Origin of the sequence: Psychrobacillus sp. MER TA 171 (assembly GCF_023713305.1) — a bacterium.
In the GTDB taxonomy this organism is placed as follows: domain Bacteria; phylum Bacillota; class Bacilli; order Bacillales_A; family Planococcaceae; genus Psychrobacillus.
Genome location: NZ_JAMAWN010000012.1, coordinates 50219 through 77039, shown reverse-complemented (window position 1 = coordinate 77039; position 26821 = coordinate 50219). Strand labels below are relative to the sequence as shown.

27 protein-coding genes, 1 pseudogene and 1 riboswitch are annotated in these 26821 nt (G+C 36.9%); of the genes and pseudogenes, 25 read left to right on the top strand and 3 right to left on the bottom strand.

What is annotated here, in order from left to right:
• The first annotated feature begins 4 nt into the window (after nt 1-4).
• The 6 genes from M3627_RS12575 (at nt 5) to M3627_RS12550 (ending at nt 4943) form a co-directional block, all read left to right on the top strand.
• Nucleotides 5-361 carry an STAS domain-containing protein gene (locus M3627_RS12575; protein WP_169361316.1) on the top strand — a complete coding sequence of 119 codons (357 nt, stop codon included), beginning with the start codon at nt 5-7 and terminating at the stop codon, nt 359-361.
• Nucleotides 351-797 (top strand): anti-sigma F factor, encoded by a 447-nt coding sequence (gene spoIIAB / locus M3627_RS12570; protein ID WP_169361315.1) that lies wholly within the window; start codon nt 351-353, stop codon nt 795-797. The genes M3627_RS12575 and spoIIAB overlap by 11 nt, the downstream gene beginning before the upstream one ends.
• Nucleotides 797-1582, top strand: coding sequence for a SigF/SigG family RNA polymerase sporulation sigma factor (locus M3627_RS12565; RefSeq protein ID WP_169361314.1), 786 nt, complete (start codon nt 797-799; stop codon nt 1580-1582). Before spoIIAB ends, M3627_RS12565 begins: the two co-directional genes overlap by 1 nt.
• A gap of 2 nt (nt 1583-1584) precedes the next feature.
• Nucleotides 1585-3030, top strand: a complete 1446-nt coding sequence (locus M3627_RS12560) for a spore germination protein (RefSeq protein WP_251556024.1) — start codon at nt 1585-1587, stop codon at nt 3028-3030.
• A gap of 66 nt (nt 3031-3096) precedes the next feature.
• The gene (gene lysA / locus M3627_RS12555) at nt 3097-4419 is read left to right on the top strand and encodes a diaminopimelate decarboxylase (protein WP_251555955.1); all 1323 of its coding nucleotides are present in this window, start codon (nt 3097-3099) and stop codon (nt 4417-4419) included.
• 164 nt (nt 4420-4583) lie between these two features.
• The gene (locus tag M3627_RS12550; RefSeq protein WP_251555954.1) at nt 4584-4943 is read left to right on the top strand and encodes a GNAT family N-acetyltransferase; all 360 of its coding nucleotides are present in this window, start codon (nt 4584-4586) and stop codon (nt 4941-4943) included.
• 2 nt (nt 4944-4945) lie between these two features.
• Here the strand turns inward: M3627_RS12550 and M3627_RS12545 are convergent, their stop codons facing one another.
• On the bottom strand, nt 4946-5449 hold the full coding sequence (locus tag M3627_RS12545) for a DUF309 domain-containing protein (RefSeq protein WP_251555953.1): 504 nt from the start codon (nt 5447-5449) through the stop codon (nt 4946-4948).
• 54 nt (nt 5450-5503) lie between these two features.
• On the opposite strand from M3627_RS12545, the gene M3627_RS12540 reads away from it, so the two are divergent.
• The 12 genes and pseudogenes from M3627_RS12540 to M3627_RS12485 all read left to right on the top strand — a co-directional run bounded on the left by M3627_RS12540 (nt 5504) and on the right by M3627_RS12485 (nt 18420).
• Nucleotides 5504-6274 carry a segregation/condensation protein A gene (locus M3627_RS12540; RefSeq protein ID WP_251555952.1) on the top strand — a complete coding sequence of 257 codons (771 nt, stop codon included), beginning with the start codon at nt 5504-5506 and terminating at the stop codon, nt 6272-6274.
• A complete protein-coding gene (gene scpB, locus M3627_RS12535; protein ID WP_169361309.1) occupies nt 6255-6833 on the top strand; it encodes an SMC-Scp complex subunit ScpB in 579 nt (192 codons plus the stop codon). Before M3627_RS12540 ends, scpB begins: the two co-directional genes overlap by 20 nt.
• Nucleotides 6834-6886: 53 nt before the next feature.
• Nucleotides 6887-7849, top strand: a complete 963-nt coding sequence (locus M3627_RS12530) for a D-alanyl-D-alanine carboxypeptidase family protein (RefSeq protein ID WP_169361308.1) — start codon at nt 6887-6889, stop codon at nt 7847-7849.
• Between the two features lie 99 nt (nt 7850-7948).
• On the top strand, nt 7949-8683 hold the full coding sequence (locus tag M3627_RS12525; protein WP_169361307.1) for a pseudouridine synthase: 735 nt from the start codon (nt 7949-7951) through the stop codon (nt 8681-8683).
• A gap of 98 nt (nt 8684-8781) precedes the next feature.
• Nucleotides 8782-9318 (top strand): thiol-disulfide oxidoreductase ResA, encoded by a 537-nt coding sequence (gene resA, locus M3627_RS12520; protein WP_169361306.1) that lies wholly within the window; start codon nt 8782-8784, stop codon nt 9316-9318.
• A 13-nt stretch (nt 9319-9331) separates the two neighbouring features.
• Nucleotides 9332-10993 (top strand): cytochrome c biogenesis protein ResB, encoded by a 1662-nt coding sequence (gene resB, locus M3627_RS12515; RefSeq protein ID WP_251555949.1) that lies wholly within the window; start codon nt 9332-9334, stop codon nt 10991-10993.
• A 1-nt stretch (nt 10994) separates the two neighbouring features.
• Nucleotides 10995-12179: a c-type cytochrome biogenesis protein CcsB gene (gene ccsB, locus M3627_RS12510; RefSeq protein WP_169361304.1), complete on the top strand. Its 1185-nt coding sequence runs from the start codon at nt 10995-10997 to the stop codon at nt 12177-12179.
• Nucleotides 12180-12294: 115 nt separating this feature from the next.
• Nucleotides 12295-13011, top strand: a complete 717-nt coding sequence (locus M3627_RS12505) for a response regulator transcription factor (protein WP_169361303.1) — start codon at nt 12295-12297, stop codon at nt 13009-13011.
• A complete protein-coding gene (locus M3627_RS12500; RefSeq protein WP_169361302.1) occupies nt 13004-14782 on the top strand; it encodes an ATP-binding protein in 1779 nt (592 codons plus the stop codon). Before M3627_RS12505 ends, M3627_RS12500 begins: the two co-directional genes overlap by 8 nt.
• 49 nt (nt 14783-14831) lie before the next feature.
• Nucleotides 14832-15374: pseudogene (gene sigX, locus M3627_RS12495) on the top strand (RNA polymerase sigma factor SigX); the annotation flags it as partial.
• Nucleotides 15367-16623, top strand: a complete 1257-nt coding sequence (locus M3627_RS12490) for a hypothetical protein (RefSeq protein ID WP_251555947.1) — start codon at nt 15367-15369, stop codon at nt 16621-16623. The pseudogene sigX and the gene M3627_RS12490, both read left to right, overlap by 8 nt.
• A gap of 912 nt (nt 16624-17535) precedes the next feature.
• Nucleotides 17536-17670: riboswitch (FMN riboswitch) on the top strand.
• Between the two features lie 156 nt (nt 17671-17826).
• On the top strand, nt 17827-18420 hold the full coding sequence (locus tag M3627_RS12485; RefSeq protein WP_251555945.1) for an ECF transporter S component: 594 nt from the start codon (nt 17827-17829) through the stop codon (nt 18418-18420).
• A 94-nt stretch (nt 18421-18514) separates the two neighbouring features.
• Here the strand turns inward: M3627_RS12485 and M3627_RS12480 are convergent, their stop codons facing one another.
• Nucleotides 18515-18763 carry a ferredoxin gene (locus M3627_RS12480; RefSeq protein ID WP_169359599.1) on the bottom strand — a complete coding sequence of 83 codons (249 nt, stop codon included), beginning with the start codon at nt 18761-18763 and terminating at the stop codon, nt 18515-18517.
• 171 nt (nt 18764-18934) lie between these two features.
• Between M3627_RS12480 and M3627_RS12475 the strand changes: the two genes are divergently transcribed.
• The 6 genes from M3627_RS12475 (at nt 18935) to M3627_RS12450 (ending at nt 24691) form a co-directional block, all read left to right on the top strand.
• Nucleotides 18935-19903, top strand: a complete 969-nt coding sequence (locus M3627_RS12475) for a YpbB family protein (protein WP_251555941.1) — start codon at nt 18935-18937, stop codon at nt 19901-19903.
• Nucleotides 19904-19905: 2 nt separating this feature from the next.
• Complete coding sequence (locus tag M3627_RS12470) at nt 19906-21312, top strand: RecQ family ATP-dependent DNA helicase (RefSeq protein ID WP_251555937.1); 1407 nt, start codon at nt 19906-19908, stop codon at nt 21310-21312.
• A gap of 76 nt (nt 21313-21388) precedes the next feature.
• The gene (locus M3627_RS12465; protein ID WP_169359596.1) at nt 21389-22015 is read left to right on the top strand and encodes a LysM peptidoglycan-binding domain-containing protein; all 627 of its coding nucleotides are present in this window, start codon (nt 21389-21391) and stop codon (nt 22013-22015) included.
• Nucleotides 22016-22088: 73 nt separating this feature from the next.
• Entirely contained in the window at nt 22089-22721 is a 633-nt protein-coding gene (locus M3627_RS12460) for a CBS domain-containing protein (RefSeq protein WP_169359595.1), read from the top strand.
• A 199-nt stretch (nt 22722-22920) separates the two neighbouring features.
• Nucleotides 22921-23688: a metallophosphoesterase gene (locus tag M3627_RS12455; protein WP_251555933.1), complete on the top strand. Its 768-nt coding sequence runs from the start codon at nt 22921-22923 to the stop codon at nt 23686-23688.
• Nucleotides 23689-23716: 28 nt separating this feature from the next.
• Nucleotides 23717-24691 (top strand): YpdA family putative bacillithiol disulfide reductase, encoded by a 975-nt coding sequence (locus M3627_RS12450; RefSeq protein ID WP_251555930.1) that lies wholly within the window; start codon nt 23717-23719, stop codon nt 24689-24691.
• 203 nt (nt 24692-24894) lie between these two features.
• Here the strand turns inward: M3627_RS12450 and M3627_RS12445 are convergent, their stop codons facing one another.
• Entirely contained in the window at nt 24895-25866 is a 972-nt protein-coding gene (locus tag M3627_RS12445) for an asparaginase (protein WP_251555927.1), read from the bottom strand.
• Nucleotides 25867-25945: 79 nt separating this feature from the next.
• Here M3627_RS12445 and prsW point away from each other — a divergent pair, with 79 nt between their 5' ends.
• Nucleotides 25946-26641 carry a glutamic-type intramembrane protease PrsW gene (gene prsW / locus M3627_RS12440; RefSeq protein ID WP_169359591.1) on the top strand — a complete coding sequence of 232 codons (696 nt, stop codon included), beginning with the start codon at nt 25946-25948 and terminating at the stop codon, nt 26639-26641.
• Nucleotides 26642-26821: the final 180 nt, after the last annotated feature.

Sequence of the window (26821 nt, the reverse complement as noted above, 5' to 3'; positions counted from 1 at the left end):
TTTTATGAAACACGATGTTGAAAAAGTAGGAGACGAAATTGTTATTATTCGATTGAAAGGTGAGCTAGACCATCATAGCACGACAGAAATAAGAAATGAGATAGTACCAATGATTAAGAATGGCTCTATTAAGGTTCTTGTTTGGAATTTAAAAGATTTAAATTTCATGGATAGCTCAGGTATTGGACTCATTCTAGGTAGAATGCGAGAGTTAGCTCCAATTGATGGTCAAACCATCATCGTTAATCCATCACCAACTATGCGCAAAATTTTTCAGTTTGCAGGTTTAAGCCCATACATTTACAGCGAATCAGAAATTGAAATAATTTCAAAGTTAGGGGGAATAGTTTATGGACAATGAAATCACATTATCTTTTATTGCCAAAAGTGAGAATGAAGCATTAGCAAGAATGGTGATGTCCAGTTTTATATCTGCGATCGACCCAACAATTGAGGAGCTGTCAGAGTTTAAGACAGTTATCTCGGAAGCAGTAACTAATGCTATTGTGCACGGTTATGAAGAGGATGGCGTAGGAAAAATCGAAATACATGCACAACGTAGTGGAAGAGAGATAGTCGTTTCTATTGTAGATTATGGTCGTGGCATAAAAGATGTCACCCAGGCAAGAGAACCTTTATATACAACCAAGCCTGAGCAGGAACGTTCTGGTATGGGCTTTACTATAATGGAAAGCTTCAGTGATGATGTGGATATATACTCCATTCCTGATAGGGGGACAACCGTAACCATCACAAAGAAATTTGTACCAATTCAAGAATCAGTTAGGACCGTCTAATGATGAACAATAAGCCAACAATTTTACTGACCCAGGAGAAGATGAGAGAGCTAATAGCCCTGTCACAAGAGGGTGATAAGTTCGCCAGACAACAAATGATAGAAGGAAATACAAGATTGGTTTGGTCTATTGTTCAGCGTTTTGCTTCTAGGGGGGCGGACCTAGAGGACTTATTTCAAATTGGATGTATTGGTCTTATGAAATCGGTTGATAAATTTGACTTGTCCTATGAAGTGAAGTTTTCAACGTATGCTGTTCCTATGATTATTGGAGAAATTCAGAGATTTCTTCGAGATGATGGAATGGTCAAAATTAGTCGTTCCATTAGGGAGTTGAACTTTAAAATTCGTCACGCAACGGATGACTTTCTTAAAACGCATGAGCGGCAGCCAACCATTTTGGAGCTAGCAAGTATTTTAGAAGTTTCTAGAGAGGATATTGTCATGGCGACCGACGCTCTTAGAGATCCAGCTTCCTTGCAGGAGCAACTCTATGAAAATGACAGTGGAGATGCTTTGACTTTGATGGACCAAATGAAAGATGAACGTTCAGAAAAGTCATTCGATCATATCCCACTAAGAGAACTAGTAGAAAAATTAGAAAAACGAGAACAGATGATTATTTATCTGCGTTATTACCTAGACTGTACTCAAAGTGATATTGCCGAAAGGTTAGGGATATCCCAAGTTCAAGTGTCGAGACTAGAAAAGAAAATTTTGACACAGTTAAAGAGCTGGTTGGTACCTGTAGGCAGTACTGCTAATACAAAAGCTAGAGATAGGTGATTATTACGAAGACACTATTTAAGGATATGACCGAGGCAGAAGCGTATTTAAAAGAAAAGTTTGGGGAGAACGAGTCCTATGATTTTGGACTCCTTCATACCCACTTGTTTAAATTCCCGGTATTACTTGTTTACATTAATGGTCTCATTGATGGACCGACATTAACAGATTTAATGACGGGGACTATGAAGAATCCTCCAGAAGAGGATGTTTCTCAAAATGAAATCATGAATCACTATTTTCCTTACTACTCGATCACGCAATATGACTCAAAAGAAAAGTGGATTTCGGCACTACTAAGTGGCCAAGTGACGTTCATTTTGGAAAATGGATCAGTTTATACGGTAGATGTACGAAGTTACCCCGGTAGAACACCCGAGGAGCCAGACAATGAAAAAGTGGTACGTGGATCTCGGGATGGTTTTACGGAGAACATTGTTTTAAACACCGCACTTATTCGTAGACGAATAAGAGATACCAACCTCCGTTTCGAACTACATCAAATTTCCTCGATGAGTAAAATGGATATCGCGATTTCCTATATTAAAGGAGTGGCGAACGAAGAAAATCTAGAACTCATTCGGAAGCGTTTAAAAAAAATCAAGCATGATGGATTTACAATGAGTGATAAAGCACTAGAGGAATGGTTATTCGTGCAGGGCTTTCATCCAGTGCCTTTTGTTCGGTTTACCGAAAGGCCGGATATAGCAGCAGCTCATTTACTTGAAGGTCATATTTTGCTTGTTGTAGATACCTCTCCATCTGTTATTATTGTCCCTACAACCCTATTCCATCACTTACAACATGCTGAGGAATATAGACAAGCTCCAGCAATCGGAACCTTAGTAAGATCTATTCGTTTTTTTGGAGTTTTCTTCAGTTTATTTTTATTGCCATTTTGGTATTTAATGGCTAAAAATACCGATTATCTACCGAAAGCCTTAGATTTCTTAGGACCTAATGAAACAAGTGAGATACCACTTATACTCCAATTGATATTTGCCGATATTGGAATAGAGTTTTTAAGGCTAGCCGCCATACACACCCCTACTCCGTTATCCACTGCAATGGGAATTATAGCGGCTTTAGTCATCGGACAGATGGCTGTTGATGTAGGGCTATTCGTAGCAGAAGTTATTTTATATACAGCTATAACAGCCATATTTACGTTTGCTATTCCTTCCTATGAACTAAGTATTGCTACTAAAATATTTAGGATGTTCCTATTGCTGAGCGCAGCTGCTTTTGGTGCAAATGGACTGTTTATAGCAACAGTGTGTTTAGTATGGTATATATGTAGCTTAAAGCCATTAAATGTACCTTATTTGTGGCCATTAATACCTTTTTATCCGAGAGCGTTTGCTCGTATTATTATCCGTTTTCCAATGCCAACTAATGCGAAGAGACCTTTCATCACGCGATCACCTGTTCGAGATCGTTCCAAATAGCATTGCAATCCTCATATTTAATATGGTAAAGTTCATATAGAAAATGAGGAAAAGAGGCGAGGATACATGGTAATGGTATCAGAGCATAATGTGAACGAAAAGGGCCACCTGTTGATAGGTGGTATTGACACATTAGAACTTACTAAAACATATGGAACTCCGCTATTTGTATATGATTTGTCTCTTATCAGATCAAGAGCAAGAGCCTTTCTAGCTACATTCCAGGAAGAAAATATAGGTGCTCAGGTAGCTTATGCAAGTAAAGCTTTCTCTTGCATTGCAATGTATCAAGTAATGGAGCAAGAAGGCTTGTCTTTGGATGTTGTATCAGCAGGAGAACTATATACAGCAATACAAGCAGGATATCCTCCAGAACGAATACATTTTCATGGTAATAACAAAAGTGTTGATGAATTAATGTTGGCAATGGAGCATAAGATTGGCTGTATAGTCGTAGACAACTTTTACGAGATTGAATTGCTAAAAAGTTTAACTACAAAGCTAAACCAAAAAGTAAAAATATTACTAAGAGTTACTCCAGGAGTAGAGGCTCATACCCATGATTATATTACAACTGGTCAGCAGGACTCTAAATTTGGTTTTGACTTAATGAATGGACAAGCTGATCAAGCATTTCAACAAGTTTATAAAGAAGAATTTATAGAATTGTTAGGATTGCATTGTCATATTGGTTCTCAAATTTTTGAAACAGTTGGTTTTAAGCTGGCAGCAGAAAAGCTTATCACTAAAATGATTGAATGGGATAACGCGTTTGGCTATGCCTGCAAAGTATTAAATCTTGGTGGTGGCTTCGGCATTAAGTATACCGAGCAAGACACTCCACTGGAACCTTCTACTTATGTGAAGGAAATGATTAGTGCTGTCAAACAATTAGTAGCAAATGCTAACTTAGAGATGCCAGAAATTTGGATTGAGCCAGGTCGTTCACTAGTTGGTGATTCGGGAACCTCCCTTTATACCATTGGCTCTGAAAAAGAAGTACCGGAAATTCGGAACTATTTAGCAGTCGATGGGGGCATGTCGGATAATATTCGCCCAGCATTATATGGAGCAGAGTATGATGCGGCGATTGCCAACAAAATGGGAACACCTAAAAAGGTTGACTATACAATTGCTGGTAAATGCTGTGAGTCTGGGGATAAGCTTATTGAGCATATTTCATTACCGAAAGCTGAACCAGGTGATATTTTAGCAGTGTTCTGTACAGGAGCATATGGTTATTCAATGGCAAGTAATTACAATCGTATGGCAAAACCGGCAGTAGTATTCGTTGAGAATGGTCAGCACCAATTGGCTGTAAAACGAGAAACATTGGAAGACCTTATACGCCTCGACCTTCCTTATCATATAGAGAAAGGAAGAGACTAATTTGAAAAAGATAAATGTTATATTGTTTCTAATTTTATTTTTAACCGGAATAATTTGGGGAGTAGCATATTGGCTATTTATTGCCCCAAATGGTAATGTATAATTGGACAAATAATATAAAAAGTAGTAAAGTTCTTTAAAGAAATTAAAAGAGGGTCTTAAACATGTTATTTCGTTATAAAAAAGCTTATGAAAAAATTTCTATGGGTCTCTTATCTTTTATGCCCAATGAAAAAGATGTCAAAAAACTATTAGAAACGATTCATGAATACGAATCTAATCCTGATTGGCACTTATTCGTTTGGAAAAAGATGGAGGATGTCGTCGGCATTATTGGAGTTCGAATGGTGGAAACAGATGCAATCATCCAACATATTTCTGTTAATCCTTCTCACCGAGGAGAGGGAATCGGCAAAAATATGATTCTATCCCTATCTAATGTTTTACAAACGACTAATATTAGGTCAACGGAAGAAATCAAAGCTTTCTTTGTAAAATGTCATAAAGAAAAAGAAGAGAACTGACCCTATAGGTCATCTCTTCTTTTTTTCTTTTTTTCTCGTTCTTCAAGTATTTCAGAGCGGTCTCTAAGCATATGTTTATGAATAAGAAAATGTTGATCTATATCTTTTGATAAGGTTACCTCCTTGGTGAGGGTAAGCAGTGAATCATTTTGGATGCCAATTTGAAATGCTGTAAAAGGCTGATGAAGCTGAATAGATTGATAGGCTTGGGTGGCATCTTTTAGTAACTGTTCTGTATTTAAAGTTTCGAAGAAGGGAGATTGTATTGTTTCTTTCATACGTTTAATACTGCTTTTCATGGTCTTAGAAGCGCCTTGAAAGTTACCACGTCGCCAGTGGTACATAGAAGTGGAAAGTAGAATGAGTGCGGCTAAAGGATGTACCTTTTGTCGTGGGGAAACTTCCTTCCAATAGTCTTCTAATAGTTCGTGGCATTCAAAATAATCTTTAGTCTCGTTAAATTCTGTTATAAAATGAACAAATTTAGAATCGAATGTAGGGTGCATTCCAATCACCTTTCCTCTATAATTATGTTTAAAATCAATATTAGGTGGAGTTTTATGTCTTACGAAGTAAAAACAGAAGCATTCGAAGGTCCACTCGATTTATTATTACATTTAATAAATCGTTTGGAAATAGATATATACGATATCAAAATGGCTGAGATCACTACACAGTACATGGAACATATCCATGCAATGCGAGTTCTCGAGTTAAATGAAGCAAGTGAATACTTAGTGATGGCTGCTACGTTGCTGTCTATTAAAAGTAAAATGCTTCTTCCAATTCATCAGGACGATGATATGGAGGATGATTTTGATATTAATTTAGACGACCCGAGAGATGAGCTAGTATTAAAATTAATAGAGTATAAGAAATATAAGGAAGCCGCGAGTAATCTGCAGGAGTTAGAAGAAACTCGTAATCTATTTTATACGAGACCGCCGGCAGACTTAAGTGGTTACCAAAGTAATCAGCAGTTAGCTTTGTTTGAGCTCGATGTAAATGTTTACGATATGCTTGGAGCCTTTCAAAAAATGTTGAGAAGAAAGCAGCTTAATGCTCCTCTACATACTAAAGTGAGCAAGCAAGAGATCTCCATTAGGGAGTCTATGACTAACGTGATTACTACTTTAAAAAAGCATAATGGAAGACTATTATTTTATGAGCTCTTTCCAACAAGAGACAAAAACACTATTGTTACGACCTTTTTAGCGTTATTGGAGCTAATGAAGCGTCAGGCAGTTTTGGTTGAGCAAAAGAGTAATTTTGAAGATTTGTTTGTTCAATTAGGAAAGGAAATTGAAATATATGAAGAAATTAAAGAGTAAAATAGAAAGTCTACTATTTGTAAGTGGGGAGGACGGTTTAACTAAAAAGCAACTGTCATTCTTAACAGATACTGAAGAAAACCAAATAGCCGAGGCTTTAGATTTGTTGATGATGGAGTATGAGGATACAGAGGACAGAGGCATCCAGCTAAAGCAGCTCGCTGGAACATACCAACTCGTTACAAAGGAAGAAAATATAGATTGTATTCAAAAGCTAGTGGAAAATCCAACTGCCCAGTCTCTTTCTCAGGCATCGCTTGAGGTTTTGGCTATTATTGCATATAAGCAGCCAATTACTCGAGTAGAAATAGAGGATATCCGTGGTGTGAAATCAGAACGGCCAATACATACATTAGCTGCAAAAGGACTAGTTCAAGAAGTTGGACGTGCAGAAGGGACAGGTAGGGCTATCTTGTATGGAACTACACAGGAATTCCTTCAATACTTTGGATTAAAGGATATCAGTGCACTACCTCCATTACCTGAAGAAGTAGAGGTAGAAGACATGGAAGACACAGATTTATTTATGACCAAGTTCCAAGAAGCATTTGAAGGATAGAAATAAATGAAAAAGGAGTATTTTCCATTTATAAAAAAGCGCTTATACTAATTTTGTTTTTCCTGTTTGTTAATATTGGAAGTGCACAAGCCGTATCTTCATCTTATGCTGTGATTGATGCTAAGACAGGGAGATTGTTGCTAGGAAATAATGCAGAGGTAGAGCTTCCTATTGCTAGTCTTACAAAGGTATGGACAGCATTGACGGTGTTGGACAATGCAACTCTTGATGAAGAAATTACGATTTCTTCGGTAGCTGCGGCTCAAGAAGGATCCTCTCTCTATTTGCAACCAGGAGAGGTTTGGACTGTTAATTCCTTGCTGCATGGACTAATGCTTCAATCAGGCAATGATGCAGCTTATGCATTAGCAGAGCATACTGGAGGTTCGTTAGAAGGTTTTGTGAAACTGATGAACGAAAAGTTTCAATTAGCTGGTTTAGAAAACTCTCATTTTACGAATCCTTCGGGTCTTCATAATGATGAACACTATGCTTCGGCTCAAGACATGGCTAATATGTTCCGACTTGCTTTGCAAAATGAAGATTTTATGAAAATCGCATCTGCTAAGAACTTTGTTCCAAAGGAACGTTCTATCAAATGGAGAAATAAGCATAAACTTATGCATTTCAACGAATATACAGTTGCCGGTAAAACAGGTTATACGAAAAGAGCTGGAAGAACGCTTGTAACATACTTGAAAGACAAGGATAAAGAAGTAATTGTTGTAACATTGAATCATTCAAATGATTGGAACACTCATGTTTCTCTTGCAGAGCAAATATTCCAAAACTATTCAATGGTTCAAGTAGTTGAAAAAGGGAAATACGAGCTTTTTCAAAAAGATGTTATAGAGGTTAAAAAGGACTACTATTTACTTTTGAACAAGGAAGAAGAAGAGAAGCTAAATAATGTACTCATTATCCCGAGAAACAACAAGGAAAAGAAGCCTTTTCTTTGGAAGGTAATGATTGATAAGGATGTTGCGCTAGAATTTAACGTCAAGAAAGTCAAATAATTTGGAGAAGACAGTTTTTCTAAAAGACTGTCTTCTTTTATTTTCTGCAAAAGTGTGACATAATTCACTCATGTATGAAGAATGGACGAGGTGGATTACTTGGAAAGATTACAAAAAGTTTTAGCACACGCAGGTGTTGCTTCACGTAGAAAAGCAGAAGAGTTAATTTTAGAAGGAAAAGTAAAGGTCAATGGGAAAGTAATTAAGGAATTAGGTACTAAGGTCTCTGATTCAGATACAGTTGAAGTAGAAGGTGTCAAATTAGAGAAAGAACAAAAAAAATATTTCTTACTTTACAAGCCAAGAGGTGTTATCTCAGCCGTTAGCGATGACAAAGGTAGAAAGACTGTTACCGATTTACTCCCTCATGTAACGGAAAGATTATACCCAGTAGGTAGATTAGATTATGAAACTTCAGGTTTATTGCTCTTAACAAATGATGGAGATTTTTCTTATGCACTTACACATCCAAAGTTCAAGGTGGACAAGACTTATGTCGCGCGACTTAAAGGTATACCTTTACGCGAGCAACTAAGACCGCTTGAGAGAGGTGTCGTTTTAGAGGATGGTAAGACAGCTCCTGCAAAAGTTAAGCTTCTATCTTCTGAAAAGAAAGCAAATAAATCAATTGTTGAAATTACGATCCATGAGGGCAAAAACCGTCAAGTACGTCGTATGTTTGATGCAATTGGCTTCCCTGTACAAAAATTAAAAAGAGAACGATTTGGTTTCTTAACTCTACACGGTTTGAACGCAGGAGAGTGGAGAGAATTAACAACTCATGAGATTAAACAGCTTAGAGTACTGGCAGAAACAGGGAAAATAGGTAAATAGCAATGAAAAGTTCACAAAGCCTTCATATGTCCTTCTCAAATTGGACATTATATTTGGTATAATATTGTCGGCAATGCATGGAATGGAGGAAATAAAAGGTGGCTCAATCCAAACAAAAACGTTTTTACATAAGAGCAGTTATTTTGGTAGTACTTACACTAGCAATTGTTTTTACAATTTTCTCTAACGTGACGAAAGAAAAAAATGCAGTTCTCAAAGTCGGCGATAAAGCACCGAATTTCCAAGTAGTGGATATGAATGGAGAACAGCATAAACTGTCTGACTATGAAGGGCAGGGAATCTTCTTAAATTTCTGGGGAACTTGGTGTAAACCATGTGCTAAAGAAATGCCAGCTATGGACAACCAATTTAACATTTACAAAGAACAAGGTGTTCAAACCTTAGCCATTAATGTGGGAGAATCAGATTTGAAGGTAAACCGTTTTGCTAACCAATATGGTTTAACATTCCCAATTGCGATCGATCGTAATAAAAGCTTGTTGGATTCCTATAATATTGATCCACTACCAACGACCTTTTTGATTAGCCCGGAAGGTAAGATCGAAAAGATTATTAAAGGTGAGATGACCGAGCAAGATATTGCTGATTACATGGAACAAATCAAACCTTCCTAAAGGAGTCTTTTAGATGGACAAGATAGTTTGTAAATGTGGGCACGTCAACCCTGCAGGTACAGAGCTTTGTGAAAGCTGTGGACGACCGTTAAGTCAACATTCGAAAGATCAAAAGCTTGTTGATATGAGGTATGAAGGGTCTGCAAGACGTTCTCAAACCTATAACAAAACAATCATTGATAAAATTTGGAACTTCTTTTCTAGTGTGAAAGTAGGGATGTGGATAATAGTTGCTATCTTAGTCGCAGCAGCGATAGGAACAATTTTGCCACAGGTTTTCTATGTTCCTGCCACAAGAGAAGAAGATATTGCTGCCTACTATGAACGAGTTTATGGGTGGTTCGGCACACTCTACTATGAATTAGGTCTTTCTGATCTTTATAGCTCATGGTGGTTCCAAACATTAGTTGGAATGCTAGGGATTTCTCTAGTAATTGCAAGTTTAGACCGAGTAATTCCACTTTATAAATCTCTCAAAAGGCAAAAAACAAAAAGACATGTGAGCTTCTTAAAACGTCAACGTGTTTATGGTGAGGGAGAAGTTGAATCTCCTGTAGAATCGCTTGAGAAAGCGGAAGAGAAGCTAAAAGCATTAAAGTATAATGTGAAAAGAGAAGGAAATGCAATTCTGGCAGAAAAAGGCCGATTTTCTAGGTGGGGCCCGTATGTTAACCATTTAGGTCTAATCCTTTTCTTATTGGGTGTTATGATGCGTGCTATTCCAGGCTTCTATGTCGATGAAACAATGTGGATCAGAGAAGGAGAGACGCTCTATATCCCACAAACAGATGGATATTTCTTAGAAAGTAAGCAGTTCATATATGAGACTTATACAAAAGAAGAATCTGAGGAAGTTTTTGGAGAAGCCTTGGATAGGGTTGGTTCAATCGCGAAAAACTATCAAACAGATATTGCTTTGTATAAAGGTCCTGACGATGCAATTGCTGGACATCCGGAAGATTTAAAGCTAGTAAAGGAAGAATCCATTCAAGTTAATGAACCTTTGAAGTTTGATAATTTTTCTGTGTTCCAAATGGATTTCCGTCTTAATGAATTAAAGTCTATGACCTTCCATTTAGAGGATAAGGAAACTGGTACTAACCATGGTCAGTTTACGGTTGAATTATCAAATCCTCAAAGTATGTACGAGTTAAATGACGGGTACAAAGTAGAAATTGTGGATTATTACGCTAATTTCTCTGGATTTGTAGACGGAGAACCACAATCAGAGACGCCTGAACCAAAAAATCCAGCATTTTTAATGAAAATGTATAGCCCGGAATTTCCTAAGGGAGAATCTAGCTTTGTCATGATTCAAAATACATTAGAGCCTTTAGGTGAGACAGCTCATAAAGTTAAATTTGAAAGTGTAGAAACTAGAGATATGTCAGGTCTTACAATCCGAAAAGATTTAACACTTCCTATTCTTATGCTTGGTGGATTGATTTTCATGATTGGTGTTGCACAAGGGTCATACTGGAATCATCGCCGAATTTGGCTTCAGTATCTAGAGGATGGAAAAATGGTTGTTGCGGCTCATACAAACAAAAACTGGATGAGTGTGAAAAAGGATATCGATGAAATATCAAAGGTAACCAACATTCCACCATATGAGGACCAACAAGATCTAGATACAAAACTAGAAAAAGAGGAAATACAGGAAGGGGAAAAATAAGATGACAATGGTTTCTGTAAGTGAGACTTTATTGTTTGTTGCGTTTGTTGCTTATTTGGTTGCTACGTTCCTATTTGGTGGAGCAGTCAAATCTTCTGCCGCTTCAGCTAGAAAATCATATAAACGATGGGGTACTTTAGCAATCAGCGTGACAGTTATTGGTTTTGTAGCAAACTTAGGGTATTTTATTACTCGTTGGATTGCAGCAGGACATGCACCAGTAAGTAACTTATTTGAGTTTACAACTGCGTTTGGAATGCTCGTAGTAGGAGCATTTATATTAATTTACTTTATATACAAAACCCCTGCTCTTGGGTTGTTTGCACTTCCAATAGCAGTACTAATTATTGCTTATGCAAGTATGTTCCCAAAAGATATCACTCCTTTAATACCAGCGTTAAAAAGTCACTGGTTAACGATCCATGTTATTACGGCTGCTCTTGGAGAAGCTATTTTAGCAATTAGTGCAGTAGCAGGTTTGATCTTTTTATTGAAGAATATTGACCTAACAAAGCCATCTAAACAACGTTTTTGGATGGAAGCTACTATGTACGTTTTAGTACTAGTTTTAGGATTTGTTGTATCAACAGTTACCTTCTCTGTTGCAGATTATTCAGCAGAATATTCCTATATCGATAAGGAAGGTAATCCGCACGATATCGAGTATAACAAGCCTGCTTTATTTGGGATGAATGAATCCGAAGCAATTACTGATGGAGCGATGGAGCCATTGGTGGAAGTTCCTCCATTAGTTAACGGTAAAAAGTTGACTACAGTTGTATGGTCTCTTCTATTTGGTACAGTGCTATACGGACTGTTACGTTTAATATTACGCAAACGTATTTCTTTAGTTCTTCAGCCATTAACTAAAAAAGCGAATTCGCAGCTTATGGACGAAATTGGTTACCGTGCAGTATTAATCGGTTTCCCGGTATTTACATTAGGAGCACTAATCTTTGCGATGATCTGGGCACATGAAGCTTGGTCTCGTTTCTGGGGTTGGGATCCAAAAGAGGTTTGGGCACTTATTACTTGGTTATTCTATGCTGTTTTCTTACATTTAAGATTAACAAAAGGTTGGCAAGGCGAAAAATCTGCTTGGTTAGCTTTAATAGGATTTATCATCATTATGTTCAACCTAATTGCGGTAAACTTAATTATTGCTGGGCTTCACTCTTACGCGTAAGTCAAAAGTAGTGCTAAAAAGCTCTTCATTCAACAGAATGGAGAGCTTTTCTTTTCTTTTATGATAAGTAATTGTACAATATAAGATAGATGTTGATAGAAGGGTATGATATGTAATGTCAGAAATGATAAAACTTTTAGTAGTAGATGACGAAGAACGTATCCGTCGATTATTAAAAATGTATTTAGAAAGAGAAGGTTATGTAGTAGAAGAAGCAGAAAATGGACAAATTGCTCTTCAGCTCGCTTTAGAAAATGAATATAATTGTATACTATTAGATATTATGATGCCTGAAAAAGACGGAATCGAAGTGATTACAGAGCTTCGTGAACATAAAGATACGCCAGTTATTCTTCTTACTGCTAAAGGGGAAGAGGCCAACCGAGTAGAGGGATTTGAACTTGGAGCAGATGATTATATCGTAAAACCATTTAGTCCTAGAGAAGTGGTACTTCGTGTAAAAGCACTTTTAAAAAGATCTACTGCTTTTTCTCCTTCCCAATCTGTGTCGATATCCAAGGATGTAGTTGTTTTTCCACATCTAACAATTGACCACGATGCACATCGAGTGACTGCTGACGGGGAAGAAGTTAGTCTTACACCTAAAGAATATGAATTGCTATATTTCCTTGCCAAGGCTCCAGATAAGGTATTTGACCGAGAACAGCTTTTGAAGGAAGTTTGGCATTATGACTTCTTTGGAGATTTACGTACAGTTGATACGCATGTGAAGAGATTACGTGAAAAGCTAAATAGAGTATCCGAAAAAGCTGCAAAAATGATTGTTACTGTATGGGGAGTTGGCTACAAGTTCGAGGTAGGAAATGAATAGGATTTGGAATAGTGTTGTCGGGAAGCTATGGGGAACCATATTGCTTCTCGTCTTATTTGTGTTGTTTATAATTACTGTCCTTATGTTAGAGTTTTTAGAAGATTTCCATACAGAGCAAGCAGAAGAAACCTTGAGGCAGGAAGCTGCAACCATCGGAAAAATCGTAGAACAGCATGATAATGTAGAAGAATCCATTTCTATCATTAGTGATATATTAGGAACAGAAACAAATGCATTAATTGTAGACGATGCGCAATCTGTGTTCCTTTCCATTCATGATGGCTTAAACAAAGAGGTAATTAAAGATAAGATTTTAGACGATGACCAGCTTTCCCAAATTTATACTACTGATAAGACGATTATAAGAAAGATGCTAATGCCTTCCATGAGTGAAGATAACTTAATGGAAAATTATCTTATTCTAGCCTTTCCATTAGAGTCTGAAATACAAACACACGGCGCTGTTTTTATTTATCAAAGCTTAGAGGTAGTAAGTAAAACTTCAAACAACACGACAAGAATTGTGTTCTTATCTGGTTTTATTGCTTTACTGCTTACTACTCTTTTTACGTTTTTCCTTTCTTCAAGAATTACTTCTCCTTTACGTTCTATGCGTGAGGCTGCATTAGAGCTAGCTAAAGGGAACTTTGAAACGAAGGTACCCTATACACAGCGAGATGAGATAGGAGAGCTAGGATCTGCATTTAATCGGATGGGGAAACAGCTAAAGCACCATGTAGAGGTAATCAATCAAGAAAAAGAACAACTGGCTAGCATTTTAACGTCTATGACAGATGCTGTTATTACTATCAATAAGGATTTCCATGTACAAGTCAGCAATCCACAAGCAGAGCAACTTCTTACAAAATGGCAAGCTGAAAACAACCAATTGGATGATTCTGAGCTACCAAATGAGCTACGCCATCTTTTAGAACATGTATTAGATATAGAAGAAGAATTGGATGAGGAACTAGAAATTCGAGGAGAGTATTTCTCTGTCTCCATTAGTCTTCTATACAGCAACGAGTATGTTCGTGGAGCTGTGGTGGTGCTGCGTAATATGACTGAGCAACATCGTTTAGACAAAATGCGTTCTGACTTTATAGCAAATGTGTCCCATGAGCTGAGAACACCGATTTCAATGCTTCAAGGCTACAGTGAAGCCATTATTGATGAAATTGTAACTACTGAAGAAGATAAAAATGAAATGATACGAGTCATTTATGATGAATCGAAACGAATGGGAAGATTAGTAACAGAATTACTGGATTTAGCAAGATTAGAATCAGGGTATTTGAGTATATATAAGGAAAACGTAGAGATAGTTCCAACTATTGAAAGAATAACACAGAAATTTGATCAAGCTGCTAAAGAGAGTAACGTTCGTTTGAACTTTGAACAGCACATTCCATCAGGTCAACCGTTAGAGATAGAAATAGACGAGGATCGAATGGAGCAAGTGTTAACGAATCTTATCGACAATGCTTTAAGACACACACCAGAAGCAGGTTCTGTGACTGTTCATTTAAGTACTTTAGAAAACCAAATTATTATTAAGGTATCAGACACCGGAGTAGGAATTCCAGAAGAGGATCTTCCTTATATTTTTGAACGTTTTTATAAAGCCGATAAAGCTAGAACCAGAGGGAAGGCTGGAACAGGTTTGGGTCTTGCTATTGCCAAAAATATTGTAGAGAGACATGATGGTTACCTCTCTGCAGAGAGTACGGTTGGGGTAGGTACAACATTTATTGTTCGATTACCCTTTTAGTTAATGTAACAAAACGGGAGATGAAACGACTAATTGAAAGAACGGGGGGAGCCATATGAATGACTCCGTTTTCCACCGCTTGTATGATAGCTATCATCAAGACGTTTTTCAGTTTCTGATCTATTTAGTGAAAAATAGACAGACTGCGGAAGACTTGGTCCAAGAAGTGTACGTTCGTGTTCTAAGAGCCTATAGTAAATTTGAAGGTAAAAGCTCTGAAAAAACATGGTTATTTTCGATTGCTAAAAATGTGGCTATCGATCATTTTCGAAAGCACACAGTTAGAAAGAAAAAGATGTTTGATGCATTTGACTGGGAATCTACGCAGCTTGCGTCAAAGGATATGTTACCAGAGGATTTCGCTGTTTTAAATGATGAGATGAAGGCCCTCCTCTTGGCATTAGACACTTGCACAGGTGACCAGAAAATGGTGGTTATTATGCGATACTTCCAAGAGCTTTCTATCTCAGAAACTGCACAAATACTATCTTGGACCGAGGGAAAAGTGAAAACAACCCAGCATCGAGCGATTAAAGCGCTTCGAGAAAAATTATCTAGTCAAAAGAAGGAGGGTAATGTTCAACATGAGTAATAATGAAAAACAGAATGATGATTTAGAAAAGCTCTTAAGCAACATGCCCATCTTTACAGATAATCGCTCGAAGGATGAAGTGTATAATCGTGTTCAATCAGAAATGAAGTCTGCCAACATAGATGTTATCAAGCGTAACAACAAACCGTTTTCAAGATGGATGCCACTTGTAGTTTCTATTGCTGCTGTTTTATTGTTGACGCTCCTGGTCTCTTCTTACTTGGAGACGAGTAATGAAGAATCTGCTTCACAGCATAAAGCTGATGAACAAGCTGATACAATGAGAACGATGGATGTTAATCCAGCCTCTGAGTCGAAAATGGAGAAAGACATGAAAACGACGGAAGAAGCGGAAATAGAGAATAAGGATGAATCATTCAATTCTCTAGCTGTTGAAAGTGAATCATTACCTATTCAACCATTTAATAGTGCAAGGGCGGTATATGAGGATGATCTAAACGATGGCGTTGCATTTCATTTTTCATTAACAAAAGAGGCTTATGCATACCCAATTACAATCATTATTTCTAAAGGGAAAATCAATGAAGATTTTCCTGACGGATGGCCAAATAGTCTTCAGTTATATGAGCAGTATGCAAGTGCTATCGATGAAGTTGCTTTAGGATTCGACGATTATCTGCCTTTTCAAGGTCATTTTGTTTCTGTAGGAGATACACTACAACATTATTTACCTAAAGGTCATGGATATGACGAAGCTTCTGCTACTACAGCTGTTTATGATGATACAATCAGTTATATATTCAACGATTATACCTATTTGGAGCGATTAAATGAAGATGGAACACCTATTAATTGGGATCAGGTAGGCGTTATGGGTAAAGAGAACTTGGTAAACGGAAATAAAAAACAAGTATATTACAAGCAAACCATGAGCAACGGACTGACATTCCTTGTTCCTAAGGGTGTATCCACTGAAGCCCCTTTTACAGAAATGCAAAAATCAGTAAATGATTATTTTACAACTGTAGTGCCTAAAGGTGTTAATTACGAAGTAACAGAAGAAGGCAACACTGTGATCATAACCTTTGAAGAAACTTTAGATTTGGCAACACTGGAATTCGATGATTCTATTCTAATGATTGAAGCATTTACGTTAACTGCTGCAAGCTTCGATAAAACCGTTCGATTAGAAAATGTCGAGCAAAAAATATGGGATCGGTTTGATTTGACAAACACTTTACCAATTCCTATGGGGCCTAATGGTTACATGAGGAGCGATATTAAATAATATAGTCTGAGTCGACCTACTGGTAGGTCGATTTTTTTGTTGTGTAAGAGTAAGGGTATTTTGCGTACTTGGGTGTCAGGGGGAAGGATTACCTTTATTTAGCGTTTTACAAGCGGTTAGGGGGGTTATGGAGGGTATTAGGTGATACTTTTTAATCTTAGGTGCGTAGATGCTATTTAGGTGCCACTTCGTTTATTTTATGTAGCACAATTGGATGGTTTAGGTGCGCTTGGGAATGGATTAGGTGACACTTTTTGATAATAATGTGCGTAGATGCTATTTAGGAGACAATCGGTTGATTTTATGTAGCACATCTGCATGGTTTAGGTGCGCTGGGGAGTGTTTAAGGTGACACTTTTTGAATCTTAGGTGCGTAGACCCTATTTAGGTGACACTTGGTTGATTTTATGTAGCGCAACTGGATAGTTTAGGTGCGCTTGGGAGTGGTTTAGGTGATGCTTTTTGATATTAAGGTGCGTAAGCGTCATTTAGGTGACGGGTGGTTGATTTTATGTAGCACAACTGGATAGTTTAGGTGCGCTTGGGAATGGATTAGGTGACACTTTTTGAATCTTAGGTGCGTAAACGTCATTTAAGTGACAATTGCTTCTGTTTATGTAGCACAATTTGAGAAGAGTCAAAGAAAAATGCCTTTTATCACCGTTCACGAAGATTTATCACCGCTCGTGAGGCATTTATCACCGTTCCCGGAAAAATATCACCGGTAGCATGAATTCCAACGCACAAATACCTCTATTATATCCAGGTGACCCTTCCCAAACTCAATAATTGGTTCCCACTTTCCATGGCATCAATAATTTGCTTAAAGTAAAACAGTTGTATTGCATATATTAATATAGTTTGATAAAATGATTGTAATTCAAGATATTCTTGAATGACAACAAAATATTGATTCATCTTCGGGGCAGGGTGAAATTCCCGATCGGCGGTAGTAGAAGATTTTTTTCTTGAGCCCGCGAGCCGTTAATGGCAGGATTTGGTTAAATTCCAAAGCCGACAGTATAGTCTGGATGGGAGAAGGTGAAGGTGCAGCTGTTTTTCGTATGCTCTTATACGGATACGCTTATTTAAGTGTACCTTTTTCTCCTTTAAGCTAACGTAATGCTTAAGGGGTTTTTTGAGTATGGATAACAAGCTGAACCTTTCTTCTTGTGGAGTGAATCGCAAAAGGAGAGAGGATTTATGGCAAAAAGTAAGACGCGAATGCTTATTGCAATCGCCATGCTGAGTAGTATTTCTTTCGTATTAATGCTGCTTGCATTTCCGTTACCAGTTTTACCAGCTTATTTGAAAATTGACTTTAGTGATATTCCAGCTTTAATTGCTGCAATCACTATGGGACCAGTTGCAGGGGTACTTGTAGCCCTTATGAAAAACGTGTTGGATTGGTTGTTCTCAGGAAGTCCTACAGGCGTTCCAGTTGGTCATATGGCTAACTTTGCAACGAGTATCTTGTTTATAACACCTGTTTATATTATTTATCGTAAAGTATCATCTTCTAAAGGGATTGCTTACGGTTTAGGTGTTGGGACTATTTGTATGGCACTTGGTATGAGCTTGTTAAACTATTATGTTTTCTTACCAATGTATTCGTACTTCTTAAATTTCCCTGCTGAAACAGGAACAGCTTTATTTAATTCAATTATTTTAGGTATTTTACCGTTTAATCTTATAAAAGGTATTCTAGTGACTATCGTCATGATCGTTTTATTTAAACGAATGAAGCCATTGCTAGATAAGGTTAGTAAATCGTTTAAAGTACCAAAGACTATTTAATAAATTTTAGATTACGGAACCTTGCTTGTAATCTTGTCTATAAAAACAAAAAGGCCAAGAATATGAGTTACTCATATTCTTGGCCTTTACTGTACTATTCGAATTTAAGTGCGTCGCCTTCAAATGATTCTTCTGAAACTTTAATGGAATCTGTAGGACAGCCTTCAAATGCGTCTTCCATATCCTCCATCAATTCCTCTGGAACTTCTGTTGTCCCCGTGTTATCATCTAAAATAACAAAGGCGATACCTTCATCGTCATAGTCATATATATCTGGAGCAGCTGCTCCACAAGCTCCACATGCGATACATGTATCTTTATCTACTATAGTGTATTTTGCCATTAGTATATTCTCTCCTTTAATTCTACTTATACGAATTAGCTATCTTATTCATTCTAAAGCTGTTTTCATTACTTTTCAACAAAAATACTTTTAAACTGTGAGGTATTTAACTTGTATTTTAGCCAACTATTACTAAATATCATACAAAGTTTTAATGGAGAGCGGTCAGCAATGGCTTCTTTTTACTTATTAAAAGGAAAAAAATCAGGTCAAACGATACAAGATGTGACTTATTTTAGTTTGCATCAATATTTCTCTATTTACCCGAAACTCACAAAGGAAGAGTATGAAGAGGAGCTATCTAAGCTCTATGAATACAGCTGGATTGAGCAGCAGGATACTCTGATAAGGGTCAGTGACAAAGGGGAAGCTCAGCTAAAGGGTTATAAAAATCCGTTATTTAATGGATGGCTATTAAGAGGAAATGAAAAAGTTTTTTGGGGAAGATTAGAATTAGTCATGCAAACACTATCCCACTTTAAGAACAATGAATCAAGATTTATACCAAACCAGAAGGATTATTTTGTTCACCAATTCGTCAAAAGCTATTTAAGAGAAAGAGATTATAAATCCGACAAGTTTCAGCAAAGCTTTAAAAGTCAACTTGAACACCTGTTATTGCATCCAAGTCTAGGGGACATTCATCGGACGTTGCTTATCTATAGACTCAGTGGATATCAAATAAGTGGATTGACGTGGGATCAGCTGGCTACGGTATACGAGTCATCAGTTACAGACATGAAGCTTCAATTTGTAGAAGCACTACACATTATTTTAACTAACGTAAATGAAGTAGACCATCCTGATTTAACCCAATTAGCACAAGATATTTTTGTACATAATCCTTTGACCCAATCTGCCTTAAAGACAGAACAGCTCTTAACACAAGGCTATTCTTTACAAGAAATCGCCTCTATTAGATCTCTTAAAGTAAATACGATAGAAGATCATTTAATAGAAATCGCCTCTGCTAATAAAGGTATGTCTCTTTCAACTTTTATTTCAGAAGAGGATATACAGCGAGTTTTGATGATCTCAACTAAAAATAAAACGAAAAAATTGAAAATAATCCGAGATAGTTTACCAGAACTAAGTTATTTTCAAATTAGATTAGCTCTAGCTCTTGAAAGGAGTGTATGAAAATGGATCAGCTTCAGCACATACTTCAGACTCGATTCGGTTATGCAGAATTTCGAGAAGGGCAACGAGAAATTATAGAACGAGTACTGTCGGGAAACGACGTTGTAGCTATTTTGCCGACGGGAATGGGGAAATCATTATTATTCCAATTGCCCGCCTATTTAATGGATGGAGCAGTTCTAGTTATTTCCCCATTACTCTCCTTAATGCAGGACCAAGTGGAGCAGCTTAAAATGCTAGGTGAAAAACGAGTGGTGGCGATCAATTCCTTTTTATCCTTTGAACAAAGAGAAGAAGCATTATCTCGCTTACAAACATACAAATTTATATTTACTTCACCAGAAATGTTGCAAAACGAGTATTTTCAACAAAGGCTTTCTAGTATTTCAATTGCGTTTATAGTAGCAGACGAAGCGCATTGTATTTCTCAATGGGGGTTTGATTTTAGACCAGACTATTTAAGAATTTCTAAATCGCTTCAGGCATTCCGACATGTGAACGTGCTGGCTTTAACTGCTACTGCTACCAACGAAGTGATAAAGGACATTGAACATACATTATTAATGAAAGAGCCATTTGAATATATCCATTCATTAGATCGACCTTATATTGCCTATGAATCCTATCAGGTAGAAAACCAAAAAGAAAAGCTGGCCTGGATCATAAATAGAGTTACTAACACAACTGGTCCTGGGATTATCTATAGCCAGTCTAGAAAGAAAACACAATTTTATGCTCAGGAGCTTCAAAAAAAGGGAGTAAAGGTTGCTTATTATCACTCGAAAATGGATCAAGAGGATCGTATTCTTATCCAGCAGCAATTCCAGCAAGGACATCTAGATTGGATTTGCGCCACGAACGCATTTGGTATGGGAATACATAAGGATAACATTAGGCAAATTATTCATGATCATATACCAACCTCTATCGCTAACTATATGCAAGAGGTAGGGAGGGCTGCGAGGGACGGGAAACAGTCGATTGCGACGATTCTTTATATGCAGTCTGATGTAGAACAAGCCTATTTTGTAGCCATGCAAGAATTTCCAGAGGAACAGGATATTGAAATTGCTTATCGGAAAAGTAATCAGGTAGTTTTATCAGAAACGACACAAAGAATACTAGATTACTGGAAAAAGGAGCTATCCCAACAAGAAACCATTAATCTTTTTCAACGTATACGACAAAAAAAGTGGAGAGAAATACAAGATTTGTACACCCTTTTACAGAATGAGGTTTGTATAAGGGAACAATTATTAGCACATTTTGGTCAAAGGTTAACAAGGAAGCCCAAAAATTGTTGTTCAAAATGTACTCTAAATCTTCAGGAAATATTTCAGCTACACGAAAAAACCACTGTTAATACTACTAAACTTGACTGGAAAAGTAGATTAAATAGTCTCTTATAGCTCTTAACAACATTTACATTTTCAACAAAATTCGCCATAATAGTAGTAGATAAGTGGAAGAATGGAGTTTGAAAAAATGAGTAAAGATGATTATCAAAAAAAAATAGAAGAGCATAGACAATCCATTGGGGTAGAAAATGAATCATCAGAATTGAGAAGAAGCAGAAGAAATGCTACTGGTAAGAAGAAAAAGAAAAAGAACCTTCTTTTACCAACCTTATTTGCTATTTTTATATTATTGCCAGCAAGTTTTTTACTCTACGTCCAGTTTATCTATGTGCCTGATAAAGAAGAGACGACGACCGAAGAGGCTAGAATTGAAGTGGAAACAAAACCAATCTCTAATTCAAATGAGACAGATGAGAAAGATGAAGAGGTTACCGAACAACCAGTTCAAACAGAAAAAATAGAAGAAACAAAGCCAGAAGAGTCCACTGAGGTTGCTCAATCAACTCCTGCAGTAGCACCTGCACCTGTAGAAAAGGAAGAACCGAAAGCACCAGTGCAGGCAGAACCTAAGAAGGAAGAAAAAGTTGAAAAGCCTAAAACCGAGGCTAAAACGCATATTGTTAAAGGAAACGAGACTTTATACCGGATAGCAATGAACTACTATAAAAATCCAGAAGCAGTTGAAAAAATTAAAGCTGCAAATGGTCTAGCTTCGAATGAAATTTATGAAGGACAAAAATTAATCCTGCCATAATGTACAGATAGCAGGATAAATAACCTTTTTATAGAATATATAAGTATAGACCTATAGAGAAAGAGGTGTTTGCATGTTTGTAAAAAGTGTTATGATCCCGAAGGAAAAATGCTTAACGATTAGTGGAGAATCTTCCGTATTGGATGCTTTAAATGAACTGGAAGCTAAGGATATTGATGCCCTACCAATTATTGAGTCTGGAAAATACTTGGGGATGTTCAATAAGTATCTGTTATATAAGGCGTATTTTTACAGTGATACAGATAAAGAAACGTTTTTAAAACAGACAAAAGTGTCAGATGTAGTGACTAGGGAAGATACCTTTGTCAAAACAAGTGATGTATTCGAGCAAGCGTTTATGAAATTATATGATTTTCCAATCCTTGCAGTAGTAGAGGATGAGAAATTTTTAGGTCTTGTCACTCGATACGATACGATACATCAATTTAAGAGTGCCTTTGGAATGAATACGAAGGGAACACGAATTGCCTTTACTTCGGTGGAATCAGAAGGAAGAATTTTGAAAGTGTCTGATATTCTTCACAAGTATCATACTTCAGTAATATCCTTAGTTACTTTTGATGAAACTGACAAGCTTGTGCGTCGAATCGTTCTTAAGATTGATAACGAACAGAAATTAGATCGTATTATCCATGACCTAGAAAAGTCAGGCTTCCGGGTGTTACATATAGACAAGGATGAGTAATATAGATCGGTTCAAAGGCAGGGGTCATTCCCTGTCTTTTTGCTTGGAAGAGGATTAGGGAATAGTTTGGCTTTGCCTTGAACCTCGTGGTCAAATAGGAATATAGTAGCTTAAGGGCTACTCTACACTTTTGATATGATTTACGGGTAAGGTATAGGAGCTTTCGCTTTTCTTATTTGGTTTAGGGGGAATATAATAAGTGTTATCGATAGGAATCACCATTGTTATTGCAGGTATCATTCTCTTCCTTTACATGCTTTTTCTAGCATTTCAAACGAATGTAAAAGAACATCAGCTACTTGTGAAAGAAATGCCAAAAGCGACACAATTGAATATATTATTTATTTCTGATATACATCGCAGGAAAATAGATGATACATTAATCCATTCCATCATTGGAAAGGTAGATTTAGTAATAATAGGAGGGGACCTGACAGAAAAGGGTGTACCTTTGATGAGGACAAAGTTCAATTTAAAACAGTTAAAAAAGCTTGGTCCTGTTTATTATGTATTTGGAAATAATGATCGTGAAGTAGGCGAATCTAACTTAGTTTCTATATTTCAAGAGCTAGACATTCAAATATTAAATAACACTTCTGTCACGATCTCCGAAGGAAAGATACCTATTCGCTTAGTAGGGATAAATGATGGATTTGTAGGGAAAGTAAGTATTGCAGATGCATTTAATCTGGTGGAAGAAAAGGATATTATCATATTCGTTAGTCATGCACCGGCATTTTTCCATTCTGCTCTTAAGGTAAGTAAGCCTCGGCTAATGCTAGCTGGGCATTTACATGGCGGACAAATTCGTATAGGACCTATTGGTATATACGAAAAAGGCTCCTACCGATTAAAAGAAAATCGCGCAGAATTAATAAGTAATGGATTTGGTACTACCGGAGTGCCACTGCGCTTAGGGGCTAAATCTGAGTGTCATATCATAACCCTTCATAACATGGAGAGATAGACATATAGTAAGAAAGGAAGTTTTATACGTGGAACAAGTTTTAGATGTAGTGGTAATTGGAGGGGGTCCTTGTGGACTATCAGCAGCAATTTCTACTCAAGAAATGGGATTAGAAACGCTCGTTATTGAGAAAGGAAATGTGGTGAATGCTATCTTCAACTATCCTACTCATCAAACTTTTTTTAGTACGAGTGAAAAGCTCTCCATTGGAGATGTACCTTTTATCGTAGAAGAAAGAAAACCAAAAAGAAACCAGGCTTTGGTTTATTATCGTGAGGTAGTGAAACGTAAAGATATTCAAGTTAACAAATATGAGCAAGTGGAACGTGTTGAAAGGTCTACCGATTATTTTCAAGTAACTACCTCTAAGGGCTCTTACAAAGCTAAGAGCGTCATTGTAGCTACAGGTTATTACGACCATCCTAATTACATGGGAATACCCGGAGAGGATCTCCCGAAGGTATTTCACTACTTTAAAGAAGGACATCCATACTTCTCCCAAGATGTTTTAGTAATTGGAGGTAAAAACTCAGCAATCGATGCTGCTCTTGAGCTAAATAAAGCAGGAGCAAATGTTACAGTGGTATATCGCAGGGGACAATACTCTTCAAGCATTAAGCCATGGGTTTTACCAGAGTTCGAGGGATGTGTAAGAAATAACGAAATCCAAATGCACTTTAATACTGAGGTCTTATCTATTGAAGAAAACAAAGTAACATTAAAAGGAACAGAGGGCGAGTTTGACATTGAAAATGATTTTGTTTTTGCTATGACGGGCTATCATCCTGACCATTCTTTTTTAGAAAAAATGGGAGTAGCCATTGATAACGAAAGTGGAAGACCATCGCATAATCCAGAAACCATGGAAACAAATGTGGAGGGTATTTTTATTGCGGGAGTAATAGCAGCAGGAAATAATGCTAACGAAATTTTTATAGAAAACGGTCGCTTCCATGGTGAGCTGATAGCTAAAGAAATTAAAAGAAAAGAAGAAAGCGTATAGACTTTTCTTCTTTTCAAATGAAAGTGAATTAATTTCTTTACTATAGCTTACCAATTTACAGGACTATTTTTTTTAATACCTCAAGAGAAAAATCTCTCGAGGTATTTGTTTTTTTGAGAGCTTTTATTAGCTCTGTTCACGGGGGTACATAGCTCCAGCGCTTATTAAGCTTGTACCTATTGAATTATCACAGACTTTTTATCTTACCTAGTAAATATACTAAGGAGGGCTTGTTTTGGATCTGGATGATTTAAGGCGATTAGTAAAGCTAGTCTAGCTTTTTGACCGTTTAAACCTTGAGCAAAAATGACTCCTATCTCCTTTAAACCTTTCCCGCCACCCATATAACCGTAAACGTCTTGGGCAATTCCATTAAAGCACCTCGATACAAGAACAATAGGGATGTCCTTACTCAATAAATCCTGAATTGCTGGTACTAGGCTAGGTGGTACATTGCCTTGGCCCAATCCTTCTAAAACTATCCCATCATATCCAACATTTACTGCTGCTTCTAGGAGATCTGCTTCCATCCCTGCATAGACTTTAAACAAAGCAACCTTCTTGTTAATCTGTTGAATTGGAAAAACAGGCTGATGATTAGGTGTGTGATGAAAATATACAATAGACTTAGAGATAAATCCGATAGGACCATATTGCGGACTTTGAAATGTGCTAACGTTGCTGGCATGTGTTTTCGTAACATTTACCGCAGTATGTATTTCATCATTTAATACAACTAAAACACCTTTTCCAACTGCATCATCAGATGAAGCGACTTGGATAGCTGACACTAAATTATATAAGCCATCTGATCCTATTTCATTAGCAGATCTCATTGCCCCAGTAAGCACGATAGGAATGGCTGGTCCAATCGTTAAATCTAAAAAATATGCAGTTTCCTCTAAAGTATCTGTACCGTGAGTGATTACCACTCCATCAATTTCACCTTTAACGATATATTGATCAATTAATTCTTTTATACGGAACATCTCAAAGGGAGTTATATGTGGGGAAGGAAGATTGAATATTTCCAGCTCAATAATATGTGCTAGGCTATTTAATTTCTCTGCTTCTACCAGTAATGGATTGCTATCTGAAGGTACTACTGCACCAGTTTCTGCATTTACCTGCATTGAAATAGTTCCGCCGGTATGGATAAGTAAGATATTTTTCATTGATATAACCTCCAGAAATTTAACAAAATGAGAAGAAATTAATGTATAATATAAATAGTAAAATGGAAGGAGTAAGATCATGTTCGTACTACTTTCCTGTGCGATTGCACCGGCTCTTGCGCTTTTAAGTTATTTCTATCTTCGTAGAGAAATTGCCGAAGAACCTTCAAGGCTTTTGTTACATACATTTATTTATGGTGCTATATTAACATTCCCAATTATGTTTATCCAGCACGTATTAAACGAGGAGCATTTGTTTACTTCTCTTTTTTTTCGGAATGTCCTCGTGACAAGTACATTAGAGGAATTTTTTAAATGGCTAATAATAATAGTGGCCTTATATAAGCATGTTGAGTTTGATGACCCATATGATGGAATTCTCTATGGTGCGAGTGTTTCTTTAGGATTTGCAACCGTAGAAAATATCTTATATCTTTTGAACTACGGAATGGGAGAGGCTTTTTTAAGAGCTTTGTTACCTGTTTCGAGTCATGCATTATTTGGTGTAGTTATGGGATATTATATAGGTAGAGCTAAGTTTACCTCTATAAAAAAAATAAGGCTTGAACTTTTCTTTGCTTTAATTGCGCCGCTCTTTCTTCACATTATCTATAATAGCATACTGACTTTCACGGGGTTAGAGATATTGCTGATGGTTCCGTTTATGTTATTCTTATGGGTTTTTGGCTTGTCGAAAGTAAAGCAAACTCATATTTTATCTCGTAGAACGAGATTTGAAAAACACGAATATTTTATTAGGGAAGATCCTAACTAACTTTAAAAAGGTAAGAGTCATGACTAAATAGGTCATGACTTTTTTATATGGAATTTTACTTTGGCAATTTCAAAAGGAAGGGTTGATTTATAATGCAAAGAAATCTTTAAATCAGAGAGTAGAATTGATTACAGCCCCAGCTGGACTCTTTTTCGCGAGGTGAGCGATAAGCCCTCACCC